Below are 14,281 nucleotides of genomic sequence, written 5' to 3'. Positions count from 1 at the left end.
ACTGCGGCACACGTCGTCGTCGATGTGTTCGTAGCCCGCTTCCGGGCGGCTCTGGCCTGCGGTGGCGGAGGAATCTTCGGGCCCTCGAGGACCGGTCATACGGTCTGGCGGGCCATGGCGAGGCCGAGTCCGGAACCGGGCAGCGGGCCAGTCGCGAGGGGATGCCGCGCCGCAGGACGCCGTCGGCATTGGACGTACGCAGCGGGGAGTCCCGGGGATTCTCCGGGTCGCAGGCGACGCGGGTCACGATCCTCGGTTCTTGCCCCGACCACTGCGCTCGATGCCGTCGGCGTCGGTGAACTTGTACCAGGCCGTTCCGTCTGTGGTCCTGAAGTCGAAAGAGGCGGGTACGGTGCCCCCTCGCCGCCTCAGCGCGAGGTGGACCAGCGTCACGTTCACCGCAAAGGACAGCAGGACTGCGCCAAGGCCGAGCGGGGTCGCCGCGGCGATCGGGCGGATGACCGTCTCCGCCCCGTGTGTGGCGCCGACCCAGATCGCGTAGCCGACGTAGGCGAGGAGGAGACCGAACGCGATCACCTGTCGCCGCTGGTACTTCGGATGGTATGCCACCTCCTCTGCCTCTCCCGGTGGAGCCGGCGGGGTGACCGTGACGCGGGCGTTGCCGACTGGGTCGCGCCGCGCGGGGAGTGCGGCGGTCGCGGCGGGGACGAAGGCAGTCGCGGCCGTGGAGTTGCCGCCGGCCACGCGGTGCACGGTGCTGTCGGTGAGCACGATCTCGACGTGGCGCCCGTCGTCGGTACGGACCTCCTGAACCACGGCGAGGGGGCTACCGAAAACCTACCGCGAGGAGGAATGGGCCCGATGCCTCTGCCGCCACCATGATCGCAGGGGCGAGCGCCGCTGGGGAACCCAGGGCCGTCACTCACCGTGTGCGCTTCGCGGAAGGTGAGACACAACCTGGGCGCCGACAGCACTTGTCGCTCCGGCCGGGACACGCCTCGGCTTCACCGGGGCTCGTGGTCACGGCACGGAACGCAGCGGCGGGTGCTGTGTCGTTATCCCTGCGGGTTGGAGCAGCGGTGGAGGTTCCGGGCCAGGATCCTCGGTGACGACGACACCAGCGGTCGCATGGTCGAGACCGTCCGGCCAGCGAGTGTTCTCGCTGGCCACCGCACCGGTCAGGCGTGCCTGGAGCAGGTCGGCCGTACTCAGGTCGGCGCCGCGCAAGTCGGCCAGACGCAGGTCGGCTCGGCGGAAGACCGCTCCGCCCGCGTCAGCCTTGCGCAGGTTCGCCTCGCGCAAGTCCGCTTCGGTGAAGTCCGCTTCGCGCAGGTCGGTTTCGACCAGCCGTGCACCCCGCAGGTCGGCCAGCACGCAGCGGGCCCGGCGCAGGATCGCCGTCTTGAGGTCGGCGTGCCGAAGATTGACCGAGACGAGAGAGGCTTGCGTCAGGTTGGCGTGGTACAGGCCCGCCGCCTCCATGCAGGACCGGTCGAGGTTCACCTCGTGCAGCCACAGCCCGTCACAGTCGGCCCTGCGCAGGTCCGTGACACTGAGGTTGATCCAGGACTGTTCCCGGGGTTGCAGCAGCAACACGCCGAGCCCGGTCAGCGCCACCTGGGCGTCGGCGGCGCGGATCTCCAGCGGCACGACGTCGTTGATGGGAACGTCCGCCGCTGGAGCCTCCGGTCCGGCGGGCGGCCAGGGCAGATGCGTACGCAGGTAGGCCGCCTGGATGGATATGACGGCCTCGCGGTCGCGGGCGGAATGCTCCGCGATCCGCCACAGCGCGTGGAGCCCGCCGATGCGTGTTTCCAGCTTGTCACTGCCGAGCTGGTCGACGGCCGTGCTGAACCGGTCGGTGACGTAGCCCTCCTGAGTGGCGCGCAGACCCTCCTGGCTCACGCGCAGTTGCCTCCACGTGGCGTATGCGCCGAACAACAGGACCATGCCGCCCACGGCTTGCAGAAGAGTCGCACGAACGTCGTTCACCGCCTTGAGCCGGTCCTGGGCGGCGACGCTTGCCCCGGCGAGATCGTGGTCGACCACGACACCCGGCAGGACGACGAGCACGATCCCCAACACGGCCGAGGCGGCCGTCGCAGCCATCACGACCGCGACGGCACGATGTCCCACCTGCCGGTCGCGCCACGGTCTGCGGCCCCGGCCCGGATCCCTCGTCCCCATGAACATGGAACCCTAGGCGCCGCCCAATAGACGATCAAGATGCTCGGCTCGGGCCACCGGCGACGCGGCCGGCGGTCCTTTCCCGTAGGAGAGTTACACCGGGCTGCTACCAGAACAGACGATCGTCAGGTACGCCCCGCCCTGGCTCACTGCCGGATCAGTGACTCCAGGAGTGCGCGGCCGTGCTGCCACGATCCCAAGTCACTGGCGGAGTTGATGTGTCCGCACGCGCCCGCCAGATGCCAAGGCGCTTGCCATCGCGCCGCGAAGTCGGCCGCAGCCTCGGGGGTGCAGTACGGGTCATCGGCACTGCCTACCACCAGGGCCGGGCACGGCAGCGGTTGGGCCGACACCTCGAGGAATGTCGCGGCCGCCCGGCGTGGGAAGGCCGGCCCGTGCGGGTCGGGCGGCGCGACCAGGAATGCGCCGCCTGTCGGACTCGAAGGGTTCTTGTTCAGCCAGGCGGACGCAGCCCAGCAGCCCAGGCTGTGGGCCACCAGCACAACGTGGCTCGCCTGCCGAGAAGCGGCGTCGTAGGCCTCCTGGACAGCATCGACCCAGTCATCCAGATCGGGGGCGGACCACGAGGCAGGGCGGATCCTCACCGCCGCGGCGCCCCACTGCCGCTCCCACAGGGTCTGCCAGTGCTGCCCGTCCGAACCGTCGATTCCAGGGATGATGACGTACGCGGCCATTGCCCACCACCGTTTCACTCGTCGCTCGCCGCTCCCTCCGTTCACGGGAGCGCCTGGGGCAGATTCTGTGGGATGCCTCAGGGCAGTGGCGGTGACGCAAGTGATCTCAAAGAAGATGGTGCGGACGACAATGGAATCACTCGACCAGATAGACCGAGACATCCTCGCTCTGCTCCAGAGCGACGGCCGGTTGACCGGCGCGGAGGTGGGGCGCCGCGTCGGGCTCTCGCAGCCGGCGGCCAACGCACGCATCCAACGGCTCGAGAAGAACGGCGTCATCACCGGCTACCGAGCCGTGGTCGACCCAATAGCCCTCGGGCTGAACATTCACGCGGTCGTCCGGCTGCGCACCACGCACGCCCAGCTCTCACGCGCCCTGGACTTCGCCTCCCGGACCTCGGAGATCACCTCCACCCTCAGAGTCACCGGGGAAGACTGCCTCATCTTCGATGTGTACTGCCCGCAGGCCGGACGACTCGAAGAAGTCGTCGACGCGCTTGCCCGCTTCGGCCCCGTCACCACCTCCCTCGTGCTCCGCGCCTACCCCCGAAAGCCGCTGGCCGACGCCACGCCCTCGGCGTCCCGCCGAGACCTCCCCACTCCCCCGTGATCTGCTCGGTCGTCCTGTTCGTCGCTGCGGCTGGGGCAACTCCGTCGGGCCGGCTCCTGCCGCCCGGTGAACATCGTGGCCATCACCGCGGTGTACAGCAACACCTACCGGCGGTCATGGCATCGACCGCCGGCCTCGGTTGGGAGCGTACGGTGTTGCCCAGCCGTCCGGGTTCATGGTGCCGATCGGGATGCCGGTGGCCCTGAGTTCGGACGGGGCCGCGCCAGCGGCAGGTGCCGGCTCGGACAACGCCGGGTAGGAGGGCTGGTAGTGCACAGGGCTGCCCCGGTCGTCGAAGGGCACACGGAAATGCTGGTGGCGGTCTCGTGATCGCCTTCCACGGTGGTGGCGGTGCCCGGCGCGCGGTGGGCGAGGACGACAGGCCGACGGTTGTCCCGGGGGCGGGTGGCGAGGGCCCCCGGGCAGGCAGGACGGGGGTCAGCCTGTGTGTACCTTCAGGGCCGTTCGGACAGCCGACTCGAGGGCGCCCTCGATCCAGGCGGGTTTGATGGAGGTGTGGTCCCCCGCGAAGTGCAGCGGCCCCTCCGACGTGGGGATGTCCGGGAACAGCTCCGCGTGCTGGCCGGGGAAGAGCACGGACGCCTCTCCGTAGGCATAGTGGTCGCGCATCCACGACTGCGTCTGGCACTTCGTGGTGAAGAAGACCTCGCACCGGCGGCCGAAGACGGCCTGCACTCCGGCGAGGGCACGCAGACAGCGCTCCTCGTCGGCGTAGGCGTCCCACTTCAGGGCGTCGTCGGACCAGCTGTACGAGGCCAGCACGATGCCGCCGTCGCTGCCTTCCATGGGGTGGGCGTGCTCGAAGTACATGAAGCGGTTGGCGTTGTCGCTGACGGATCCGCCACCGCGGACGTGCGCGGCCTCGACCTCGCCCTCCCCGGCGGGCCGGAAGGCGGTGAAGCAGTGCTTGTAGGCGTCGGGGACCGTCACGCCGAGGGTCTTCACGGACTTGTGCGCGCCGAGGTACCTGGCGTCCGTGACCTTGCCCGCGCGGTACTTCTCGTACAGGCCGTCCTCGATCGTGTCGAGGGCCTGCTTCCACTGCTCCTCGGTCAGCTCCCACCAGCGTCGGGAGAATTCCAGCAGCACCTTGGTCGCGGCGTCGTAGTGCAGCTCCGTGACGGCCCGACGCTTGCCGTAGGACAGCGGGGGGTCGAAGGCTACGTGCCGCAGCCCGGAGAAGGGAACGGTGATGATCGCCTCGTCTCCTTCGAAGACCTCTGTGGTGCCTCCCTCACCCGTCTGGCAGTCCTCCGAGACGGTGTACACCCGTACCTTGCCGCCGGTGCGTTCGATGCGAACGGCGCGGCGGTCGAGCCGTACCTTCCCCTTCACCGGCGCGTACATCGCGTCGGCGAGCAGCGCGGTGCCGCCCTTGATCTCCCAGAACTTGGTCCTGGGGTCGATGAGCGCGCTGGACAGGAAGCTGTGCAGGAAGGACAGGTGGAGCCGCGAGGTCAGGTTCTGGATGGTTCCGATCAGGTCGATGGTCCGTGTGTCGAGTCCGGCGGCTTCGGTGAGGTAGCGGTACATGGACCAGTGGCCGTACTTCTCGAGGACCTCGGTCCACCCGTCGACGAGTGCGGTTCCCTCCTTGCCCCTGATCAGCCGGTGTACGGGTTCGAGGGCTTCGGCGAGGATGGCGGCCGCGGTCTTCTTGCGATTGGCGCCGGGGACTTCGAAGGTGCCGTTGACCCGTTCCGGGTTCTTCTCGTAGTCGGCCCGCCGCTCGTGGACACCGTTGACGTGAATCCAGGTGCGGTTGGTCTTCTTCGCCGGGTCGTCGGGGTCGACGTCGACCAGGTAGAACTCCTGGCGGGGGAGGTCGAACTTCTCGAGCAGGGCCATGAGGAGCGGATGGCTCTCCGGCAGCCGCATGGCTCCGCCCTCGGCGTACTGCCGGGGGTCGGCGAAGGGTTGCCTGCCCCTCTCGTGACCGCCCTTGCGGAAGGTCTTGATACGGCCGCCGACCCGGTTGCCGTTGGCCTCGATCACGACGACGTCGTGGCCCGCCCGGTTGAGCAGGTCGGCGGCCAGCAGTCCGGCCGGACCGGCCCCGACGACCAGGACCCGCTTGGTGGCCTTCCCCCGGCTGGCGGGCAAGCCGTCATTGACCGCCTTCACGTAGGCCGGAACCAGGGGTTTGTCGTTCTCGTCGTGGACGACGACCGCACGGGCGACCGTCCGGTACGCCTCGGGGTCGGTGCCGGGCGGAGCCGCGGCCGGTGTGACCGTGGGGGTGGTCGCGGGGGTGAGCGCCGTCGCGGGGGTGACGGAGGCGGTGGCAAGTCCGACCGCGAGTGCGGAGGCTCCGGTCGCCGTGACCACCGAGCGCCGCGAGGGCGTGGTGCGGCGGGGCGCCGGTGGCCGGGTCGGTACGCCATCAGCGCCGGACGCGGGCTGCGCCTCGACGGTCGCGCTGACCTGCGCTGCGGACGACGTGCTGGTACCTGAGGTGTTCGCGTTCTGAGTGTTCATCGCGTCCCACCCTTGACGCAGGAGCGGCGCGGTGGCGGTGCCCTCACACGGACGGGAGGCGTAAACCACTCGATGCGGTCCGCGGACCGTACCGGGGTTCACCCACACCGTCGTCACCGACCTGCCTGCACCTCACTGGGGGGAGGCCGCGCAGCACCCGCCGATGCCCGTCAGTGCTGGTGCCGGCCGGGCCGGCCCGCCTGTCCGCCCTTCTGGCAGCCGAGGTTCAGCAGTCCGCTTCCGTACGCCTCCTGGCGGCGTCCCAGTGGGCGATGTCAGTGCCAACACCTGGTCTTCGCGGGTGAGTTCAGCGACCCAGTCCTACGCCTACGTGCACGCGTCCGCCGTGCGCGAGACCCCGGCCGGCCGCTCCCTCGCCCTGGAGACCTCGAGTGGTGCCACGCCGGACGGCGAGGCGGCCAACGCCCGGTTCTTCGACGGGTCCTGACCGCACCGGCCGCCGCCGCGACGGCGCTGCTCGCGGTCGCCGTCGTAGCCGACAGCCGCTACTACCGGCCGCGGCCGTCGGCCTTCCTGGATCCGGTCGTCACGGCCGGCGGCGACCAGCTGCGGCTGGAGTCCTTCTCCGCCTGCTGTGGCGTCCACGCGCGCCTCGACGTCCTCTCCCCCGGCCTCGACGGTGACGACGTCGGAACCATCAACGTCGACATCAACACACCGGTGCGCCTGGTCCTCGACAGGAGGGCAGTTGCAGGCGTTGATACGCAACCGGTCGAGCTCACCCAAGCCCGTCATCGACGCACTGCGGGCGGCGGCCGAGACCGGCGCGTACGCCTCGGTCTGGTCCGCACTGGAGGCCGCCCTGCCCGCGCTGCTGCGCGGCACACCGGTCCGGGAAGCCGGGGCGTTCATCGCGCTCGCGGTCGAGTGCGCATCGCGCTGCGCGGCCAAGGGCGGTATCCCCGAGGTAGGGACGGTCGCCGGGCGCACCGGGTCGAGCCAGACGGTCGAGCACCCCAGGCTGCTGCGAGACGTCCTGCGCTGAGGCCACCGGTCCGTCCCCGGACGGACGCTGCCGGCCCTCGCCGGAGGGCCAGGGGACCGGCCGACAGGAGCGCGCGCCGAGAACCACGGGCGGCGCGCGGTCCGTCGGCCGGGCGGGTCAGATGCCCATGGAGGCCATTTCGATGGGTGAGCGGTAGTTGGCCGCGGCGGTGACCACACAGGCGCGGTACGTCCGATCGCTCTTCACGGCCAGGAAGTAATCGCGAAGATTCTTCCAGTAGTTGACCAGATAGCCGAGTCCGGGCACGAATCCGGCCGGACGCGGCACGAGGGCGAACGCCTCGCTGCACTTGAGGATCTCGCCAGTGGCCGTGGACAGTACGTTGGCCACCTCCGCGTTCATGTTCCAGCCGGCCGCCAGCTCCGGCGTCCAGATGGCCCCGGCGATGGCCCGCAACTGTTCCTGCTCGTCGGGGGTGGGGTCGCTCACCGCGCGCGACTGCGCGGCCACCTGTGCGCCGGGCGGCGGACCCCCGACGGCTGCCGTGGCCGGTCCCGCCACGGCCGTCGCGACCAGGATCGCCGTGAGCGTGACGGCGATCCTGGTGCCGCCGCCTCGTCTGTGCCCGCTGCCTGTGGTCACCGTGTGTCCCTTCCGTGGCTGACTGCTTCGACGCCCGAAGGTGACACGGTGCGGACAAGGCGGTCAACGGCGGCAATCACGCCACACAACCGCAGGATCCGGTCGGCACTTCACCGATGGGCGACCTGAGGCGGGACAGCTCCAGGTCGCCCACGCCGACCTCGCGCAGGCGCGCGTTGCGGTCCAGGTGGGTGCGGCGGGAGCCCATCGCGCCCGCGTAGGCCACCGGCAGGCGCAGCGCCGGCTTCAGCAGCGGTACGTCGAACTAGGCGTCGTCGTACGGAGGCGGATCGATCGACGGCAGGATGGTCAAGGTGCCCACCGGCGTGCGGCGCCGCAGCGGAAGCCGCTGAACAGGCGGGCACGTGACGAACGTGTTGCCGGAGGGATTCGCACAACCTTCCCCGCCTGTTCTCCCGTCCCACTGGTCCGGGCGGGCCGGTCCTGCCGCTCTCTGCCGCTGGACGCGCGCCTGTCCGCCCCACGTGTCGGGGACGTGGTGACGAAAGACCCCTGTCGTACGAAAGCGACAACGCCCCTCCCCGGCGGCCGCTGGCCTGGGCCCGACGAAGGCCGCCCCCGCGGGCCCGGACGGGCTGGACGTGACCCGGGAGACCCGCCCGGTCGTCCCCGGCGCCCGGCTCACCTCGTTCTCCCGCCTGGAGCGGGACAAGTGGCTCCGCGCCGACGCCCTGAGCTTGGACCTCACCAGGGGGACGGAGGTCGACTACCTCGACAGCGGCAGGACGTCGAAGCCGCAGACCGTCAGCGAGATGGCGAAGCGGCACGATCCGGGCGCGGGACGGCGTACCGTCGCCGCGATCAACGCGGACTTCTTCGACATCAACGCCACCGGTCGCTCCGGCCTTCGCCAACACCCTGCTCGACGCGACCGGCGTCCTTCTCGGCCGATTCCCGCTCAGTCGTGACCGGGTGTGGCTGGTCGTACGAGACGCGGGCCTGACGGAACGACAGGTGGGCGACTCGTGGTGGAGCGCTCCCTGTCAGCCGACCTGCTGCACCTTGATCGCGTCGCTCACCCGAACCGTCCCGGCCGCAAGGACGTCCAGGCAGACACCGAGCACGATGCCGGGATCAGCCGAGAGTTCGTGGACGGTCGAAGTACGTGTCAACTGGCCCGAAGACCGACCGCCAGCGTCAGTTCAAGGACCCGGTGGGGCGATGCGAGGTCCGGAAACAGCTCCCGCAGCTGCGACATCCGGTACCGGACTGTCTGGGGATGGACGAACAGCGCCGCCGCCACCTCGTCCCGCCTGCCCTGGTGCAGCAGCCACGCCCGCAGCGTCTCCTCCAGCCGCTGTGCGGTCGCGACAGGCAAGGTGCGCAACGGTGCGAGGGCTCGGGTACGCAGGTCTGCGAACGCGTCCACATCGGCGCTCAGCACCAGCTCGGGCAGGTGGTCCTCGGTGTCGCGGATATCAGGGGAGAGGGAGCGCGCGCGTGCGGCTCGTGCGTACGAGGCGGACGCACGAGTCCATGGCCGGGCCGGGCCGACCACGGCGGTGCGGTCGGTCAGCTGCCGCAACAGATGTGATCGGTCGGCATCCGGGACGAGCAGGACACCGGTGGCGTCCGGCAGATCGTCGAGGACGAGGGTGCTCGGGTCGAGCGCGCGGTAGGCGGGCCGGGTCTGGGCGGCGGGCAGCAGGACCGCGGTCAGCGTAACCGGAGGCTGCCATCCGGCCCGTTGAGCAGAGGCCAGCAACACGTCCGGGCTCGCGCCGGCGAGGAGGTCGCGGACCAGGTGTTCCAGGTGGCGCTCGTGGGCCCTGCCCCGGGCGGCCAGTTCGTCGGCGTGGCCCGCGGCGCTCGCGGCGGAGAGCTCGTCGATGTAGGCGAAGGTCAGCTCGGCGAACTTGGCGACCTCGGCGGCGGGCAGACCTGCGGACACGGCGCCCGCTGCCAGGCATCGCCAGGCCACGCGGGCGCCGACGCGGTAGGCGCTGAGCAGAGCGTCCATCGAACGGCCGTCGCGCACCTCGCCGCGGCCCAGCTCGTAGGCCGCGTCACCGCCGTCGCCGCCCGTGGCGTTCCCGCTCGCGAGGTCCAGGTAGTGGCCGAGGGCGGTGCGCACGGCTCGGCGGATGGTGCCGCCCATGCTGCCCGAGAGGGCGTTGGCGTAGGGAGGCACCTCGTCGATGATCGCCTGGACGACCTCGTCGGCGGTGGCCTTCAGCGCGGCCCGAAGTGCGGTGACCGTCGCCTCGTCCAGGGCCAGCTCGCTGGCCCACTGGGTTACACGACTCACGTTTTTATTCCCTGCGAACAATTCCACCCACCAGATTCACGTCCTACGGTCAGGACTTTACGCCCTGAGACACAGCAAGCTGGAGTCATGACGAGTGCAGCCCTTCGCAGCAGGGCGTGGAAACTACTGGAGATGGTCACGACGCCGCTGTTGCCGTCGGACTACCTCGACCTGGTCAGCCCACTGCGTGCGGGCGCTGAGCTGCGGGGGCGCATCGAAGCCGTGCACCCCGAGACGGATGACGCCGCGACCGTCGTGATCAGGCCGGGACGGGGCTGGCGCGGCCACACAGCCGGTCAGTACCTGCGGATCGGGGTCGACGTCGACGGGGTGCGCCTGTGGCGTGCCTACTCCCTCACCTCACCGACGAACCGGCAGGACGGCCGCGTCACGATCACCGTGAAGGCGATCCCGGACGGCAAGGTCAGCAACCACCTGGTCCACAGGGCGAAACCGGGCACGCTGATCCAGCTCGACCAGCCGACCGGTGACTTCGTGCTGCCGCAGACCAAGCCCGCCAAGGTGCTCTACCTGACGGCCGGCAGCGGCATCACACCCGTGATGGGCATGCTGCGCGACACCGAGTTCGACGACGTCGTCATGGTCCACTGCGCGCCACAGCCGCAGGACGTCATCTTCCGCGACGAGCTGCACGACCTGGCCGCGGACAAGAAGCTGCGGCTCACCGAGGTGCACACCGACACCGACGGCATACTCGACATCGCCCGTCTCGGTGAACTCGTACCCGACTGGGCCGAGCGGGAGACCTGGGCCTGCGGGCCCGCAGGTCTGCTCGACGCCGTCGAAGAGCACTGGACGGAGCACGGCGTACAAGAACGCCTGCACACCGAGCGTTTCCGCCCCAGCATCGTCGTCGCCGGTGACGGCGGCGAGGTCACGTTCAGCGCCACCGGCAAGACCGTCGACGCGGACGGCGTCACGCCGTTGCTGGACGTCGGCGAGGAGGCCGGCGTGCTCATGCCCTCCGGGTGCCGCATGGGCATCTGCTTCGGCTGCGTCACCCCACTCAAGGCGGGCGCCGTCCGCGACCTGCGTACCGGCGAGCTCACCGAGGCCGAGCCGGGCGTCCTCATCCAGACCTGCGTGTCCGCCGCGGCGGGCCCCTGCGACATCGAACGGTAGGAGCACATTGACCGCCATCGACCCCACCGCCCACCTGACCGCGGAGCAGATCGAGGAGCTCGGCCGCGAGCTGGACGCGATCCGCGACGAGGTGATCAGCAGCCGAGGCGAGAAGGACGCCGCCTACATCCGTAAGGTCATCGCCGCCCAGCGCAAGCTGGAGCTGGTCAGCAGGGGCGTGCTGCTGTTCTCGATGTTCCCGCCCGCATGGCTGATCGGCACCGCCGGTCTGTCCGTGGCGAAGATCATGGACAACATGGAGATCGGCCACAACATCCTGCACGGCCAGTGGGACTGGATGCGGGACCCGAAGATCCACTCCACCACCTGGGAGTGGGACCACGTCTCGCCGGCCGACCAGTGGAAGCACTCGCACAACGAGCTGCACCACACGTACACCAACGTGATCGGCAAGGACAACGACCTCGGCTACGGCATCATGCGCGTCGACGAGGACCAGAAGTGGCACCCGTTCCACCTCGGCCAGCCGCTGTGGAACTTCATCAACGCCTGCTTCTTCGAGTACGGCATCGCAGCGTACGACCTGGAGCTCGGCAAGAACCTGGACAAGCGCCGCCGCAAGAACCCGGAGTTCCGCGCGCGGGCCAAGGCCGTGGGCCGCAAGATCCGCAAACAGGTTCTCAAGGACTACGTGATCCACCCGCTGCTGTCGGGCCCATCGTTCCTCCCCACGCTCGCCGCCACGTTCACGGCCAACCTCGTCCGCAACCTCTGGTCCCACTCGGTGATCATGTGCGGACACTTCCCCGAGGGCGTGCAGGTCTTCGAGCGCCGGTCGATCAAGGACGAGACGCGCGGCCAGTGGTACCTGCGCCAGATGATGGGCTCGGCAAACATCAGCGGCAGCAAGGCCATGCACTTCATGACCGGCAATCTGTCGCACCAGATCGAACACCACCTGTTCCCCGATCTGCCGAGCAACCGGTACGCCGAGGTCGCGGTGAAGGTGCGCGCCCTGTTCGAGAAGTACGAGCTGGAGTACGTCACAGGGCCACTGCCCAAGCAGGTGTTCTCCGCGTGGCGCAAGGTCATCCGGCTCTCGCTGCCGAACAAGAAGCCCGAGGTCGGAACGCCGGACGGCGAGCAGGAGCTCGTCGCCGCCTGATTGTTGCAAGCGCCTGGCTCACGAACCCGAGGTCAGGCGCCCTTGTCCGCGGGCTCCAGAATCGCCACGCATTCCACGTGATGCGTCATCGGGACACGTCGGCTGTGAGGCGGCCGGAGCGTCAAATGAGCGTCATGTCCGACGGACTTTCCCTCCTCCTTTGGCCGGTGCACGGGGCTGTCCGCGTTTCTGATGCCCGTGGCCGTCACGTTGCTGCTCGGGCGGCAGGTCAGCTGCTGGAGGTGCTGCGGGATGCCCGGCGCAGCGCTCGTCACCGGGCCGCCCGGGCGAACCCGGTGGGCCGGTGACGAGGCTGGACATCCAGACCGACTCGTCGCCGGGTTTCACCTCTCGCACATCGGCGTCCGCCCCGGACGCCTGCCCGGGTATTGCTCAGGCGTCGATGATCACGGGGATGATCAGGGGCTTGCGGCGGTGGGTGCGGAACGCCCAGTTCGCCACGGCGCGGGCCACGAGCTGTTCGAGCTGGCGGGCGTCCCCGACGCCTTCCTCGGCAGCGGTGGCCAGCGTCTTCTCGATGACGGGGATGACCGGCTCGAAGGTGGCGTCGTCGTGGACGAAGCCCCGGGCCAGGAAGTCGGGGGCCTCGGCGAGGGCGCCGGTGTCCGCGTCTACGATCGCCACCACCGTGACCACGCCTTCGGCGGCGAGGGTGAGACGGTCCTTGAGGGACGCCTCGGTGGCACCGCCGACCTCCATGCCGTCCACGTAGACGTTGCCTGCGGGAACCTTGCCGGTGACGGACGCCCGCCCGTCGACCAGGTCGACGACGACGCCGTCCTCGGCGATGACCACCCGGTCGGGGTCCACACCGGTGCGGATGGCGAGGTCGCCGTTGGCCCGCAGGTGGCGCCATTCGCCGTGCACGGGCATGACATTGCGGGGCTTGACGATGTTGTAGCAGTAGACGAGTTCGCCGGCGCTGGCATGCCCGGAGACGTGCACCTTGGCGTTGCCCTTGTGGACCACGTGGGCACCCCACCGGGTGAGACCGTTGATCACCCGGTAGATGGCGTTCTCGTTGCCGGGGATGAGAGAGCTGGCGAGCAGGACGGTGTCGTCCTTGCCGATGCGGATCATGTGGTCCCGGTTGGCCATCCGTGACAGCGCGGCCATCGGTTCGCCCTGGGAGCCGGTGCACACCAGAGCGATCTTGTGATCCGGGAGCTTCTCCAGCTCCTTCGTGCTCACGACCAGACCGGAGGGGACCTTCAGATAGCCCAGGTCCCGGGCGATGCCCATGTTGCGGACCATTGACCGGCCGACGAAGGCGACCTTGCGGCCGTGCTGGTGGGCAGCGTCCAGGACCTGCTGGATGCGGTGCACATGGCTGGCGAAACTGGAGACGATGACCCGGCGCGGCGCGGTGCGCATCACCTGCTCGATCGCCGGGTTCAACTCCCGCTCGGAGGTGGTGAAGCCGGGTACTTCGGCGTTGGTGGAGTCGGTGAGGAACAGGTCCACGCCCTCCTCGCCGAGGCGGGCGAAGGCACGCAGATCGGTGATGCGGTCGTCGAGAGGGAACTGGTCCATCTTGAAGTCGCCGGTGTGCAGCACCATCCCGGCCCGGGTGCGGATCGCGACCGCGAGGCTGTCCGGGATGGAGTGGTTGACCGCCACGAACTCGCAGTCGAAGGGCCCGAAGCCACGCCGGTCGCCCTCCCGCACCCGCACCGAGCGCGGCCGGATGCCGTGCTCCTTGAGCTTGGCCTCCAGGAACGCCAGCGTCAGCTTGGAGCCGACGACCGGGATGTCCCGCCGCTCGCGCAGCAGGTACGGCACGCCGCCGATGTGGTCCTCGTGACCGTGGGTGAGTACCACCGCCACGATGTCGTCCAGCCGGTCCCGGATCGAGGTGAAGTCCGGCAGGATCACGTCCACGCCGGGCTGGGTCTCCTCGGGGAACAGCACCCCGCAGTCGACGATGAGCAGCTTGCCCGCGTGCTCGAAGACGGTCATGTTGCGGCCGATCTCACCCAGGCCGCCCAGGGCGATGACCCGCAGACCTCCTTCGGGAAGGGGAGGGGCGGCTTTCAGTTCGGGGTGTGGATGACTCATACCCTGACGGTACCCGGAGAACGGGACAGGATGATCCACTCCCTCCTCCCGACAGGGTCGGGGCACCACATCGGGTGTCCGGGGACGCTCCGATGACGCCGGC

The 14,281-nt window shown here is 69.7% G+C and carries 14 protein-coding genes and 1 pseudogene; 6 read left to right on the top strand and 9 right to left on the bottom strand.

Annotation, left to right across the window (positions count from 1 at the left end; genetic code table 11):
- Nucleotides 1-243 precede the first annotated feature (243 nt).
- From ACFIF2_RS26370 to ACFIF2_RS26360, 3 genes are all read right to left on the bottom strand, one after another.
- Nucleotides 244-732, bottom strand: coding sequence for a hypothetical protein (locus tag ACFIF2_RS26370; RefSeq protein WP_395575720.1), 489 nt, complete (start codon nt 730-732; stop codon nt 244-246).
- A 249-nt stretch (nt 733-981) separates the two neighbouring features.
- Nucleotides 982-2,070 carry a pentapeptide repeat-containing protein gene (locus ACFIF2_RS26365; RefSeq protein ID WP_395575727.1) on the bottom strand — a complete coding sequence of 363 codons (1,089 nt, stop codon included), beginning with the start codon at nt 2,068-2,070 and terminating at the stop codon, nt 982-984.
- Between the two features lie 224 nt (nt 2,071-2,294).
- On the bottom strand, nt 2,295-2,843 hold the full coding sequence (locus tag ACFIF2_RS26360) for an RBBP9/YdeN family alpha/beta hydrolase (RefSeq protein ID WP_395575719.1): 549 nt from the start codon (nt 2,841-2,843) through the stop codon (nt 2,295-2,297).
- 130 nt (nt 2,844-2,973) lie between these two features.
- Between ACFIF2_RS26360 and ACFIF2_RS26355 the strand changes: the two genes are divergently transcribed.
- A complete protein-coding gene (locus ACFIF2_RS26355; RefSeq protein ID WP_395575718.1) occupies nt 2,974-3,453 on the top strand; it encodes an Lrp/AsnC family transcriptional regulator in 480 nt (159 codons plus the stop codon).
- 438 nt (nt 3,454-3,891) lie between these two features.
- Here ACFIF2_RS26355 and ACFIF2_RS26350 read toward each other — a convergent pair whose 3' ends face one another.
- Nucleotides 3,892-5,952, bottom strand: a complete 2,061-nt coding sequence (locus ACFIF2_RS26350) for a flavin monoamine oxidase family protein (protein WP_395575717.1) — start codon at nt 5,950-5,952, stop codon at nt 3,892-3,894.
- A gap of 301 nt (nt 5,953-6,253) precedes the next feature.
- Here ACFIF2_RS26350 and ACFIF2_RS26345 point away from each other — a divergent pair, with 301 nt between their 5' ends.
- Complete coding sequence (locus ACFIF2_RS26345; protein WP_395575716.1) at nt 6,254-6,400, top strand: hypothetical protein; 147 nt, start codon at nt 6,254-6,256, stop codon at nt 6,398-6,400.
- Between the two features lie 261 nt (nt 6,401-6,661).
- The gene (locus tag ACFIF2_RS26340) at nt 6,662-6,958 is read left to right on the top strand and encodes a hypothetical protein (protein WP_395575715.1); all 297 of its coding nucleotides are present in this window, start codon (nt 6,662-6,664) and stop codon (nt 6,956-6,958) included.
- Nucleotides 6,959-7,075: 117 nt separating this feature from the next.
- Here the strand turns inward: ACFIF2_RS26340 and ACFIF2_RS26335 are convergent, their stop codons facing one another.
- Both ACFIF2_RS26335 and ACFIF2_RS26330 read right to left on the bottom strand, forming a co-directional pair.
- Nucleotides 7,076-7,561: a hypothetical protein gene (locus ACFIF2_RS26335; protein ID WP_395575714.1), complete on the bottom strand. Its 486-nt coding sequence runs from the start codon at nt 7,559-7,561 to the stop codon at nt 7,076-7,078.
- A 112-nt stretch (nt 7,562-7,673) separates the two neighbouring features.
- Nucleotides 7,674-7,826: pseudogene (locus tag ACFIF2_RS26330) on the bottom strand (XdhC family protein); the annotation flags it as partial.
- A gap of 337 nt (nt 7,827-8,163) precedes the next feature.
- On the opposite strand from ACFIF2_RS26330, the gene ACFIF2_RS26325 reads away from it, so the two are divergent.
- Complete coding sequence (locus ACFIF2_RS26325) at nt 8,164-8,490, top strand: hypothetical protein (RefSeq protein WP_395575713.1); 327 nt, start codon at nt 8,164-8,166, stop codon at nt 8,488-8,490.
- A 75-nt stretch (nt 8,491-8,565) separates the two neighbouring features.
- On the opposite strand, the gene ACFIF2_RS26320 is transcribed toward ACFIF2_RS26325, so the two are convergent.
- Together ACFIF2_RS26320 and ACFIF2_RS26315 are read right to left on the bottom strand one after the other, a co-directional pair.
- Complete coding sequence (locus ACFIF2_RS26320; RefSeq protein WP_395575712.1) at nt 8,566-8,694, bottom strand: hypothetical protein; 129 nt, start codon at nt 8,692-8,694, stop codon at nt 8,566-8,568.
- Entirely contained in the window at nt 8,691-9,830 is a 1,140-nt protein-coding gene (locus ACFIF2_RS26315; protein ID WP_395575711.1) for a PucR family transcriptional regulator, read from the bottom strand. Before ACFIF2_RS26315 ends, ACFIF2_RS26320 begins: the two co-directional genes overlap by 4 nt.
- Nucleotides 9,831-9,917: 87 nt before the next feature.
- Between ACFIF2_RS26315 and ACFIF2_RS26310 the strand changes: the two genes are divergently transcribed.
- Nucleotides 9,918-10,973, top strand: coding sequence for a ferredoxin reductase (locus ACFIF2_RS26310; protein ID WP_395575710.1), 1,056 nt, complete (start codon nt 9,918-9,920; stop codon nt 10,971-10,973).
- 7 nt (nt 10,974-10,980) lie between these two features.
- Complete coding sequence (locus ACFIF2_RS26305; RefSeq protein ID WP_395575709.1) at nt 10,981-12,099, top strand: fatty acid desaturase family protein; 1,119 nt, start codon at nt 10,981-10,983, stop codon at nt 12,097-12,099.
- Between the two features lie 393 nt (nt 12,100-12,492).
- Here ACFIF2_RS26305 and ACFIF2_RS26300 read toward each other — a convergent pair whose 3' ends face one another.
- Nucleotides 12,493-14,178 carry a ribonuclease J gene (locus ACFIF2_RS26300; protein ID WP_219186089.1) on the bottom strand — a complete coding sequence of 562 codons (1,686 nt, stop codon included), beginning with the start codon at nt 14,176-14,178 and terminating at the stop codon, nt 12,493-12,495.
- Nucleotides 14,179-14,281: the final 103 nt, after the last annotated feature.

The organism is Streptomyces sp. BK79, from assembly GCF_044142145.1.
GTDB lineage: Bacteria > Actinomycetota > Actinomycetes > Streptomycetales > Streptomycetaceae > Streptomyces.
This window is presented reverse-complemented; position numbering and strand designations above follow the sequence as displayed.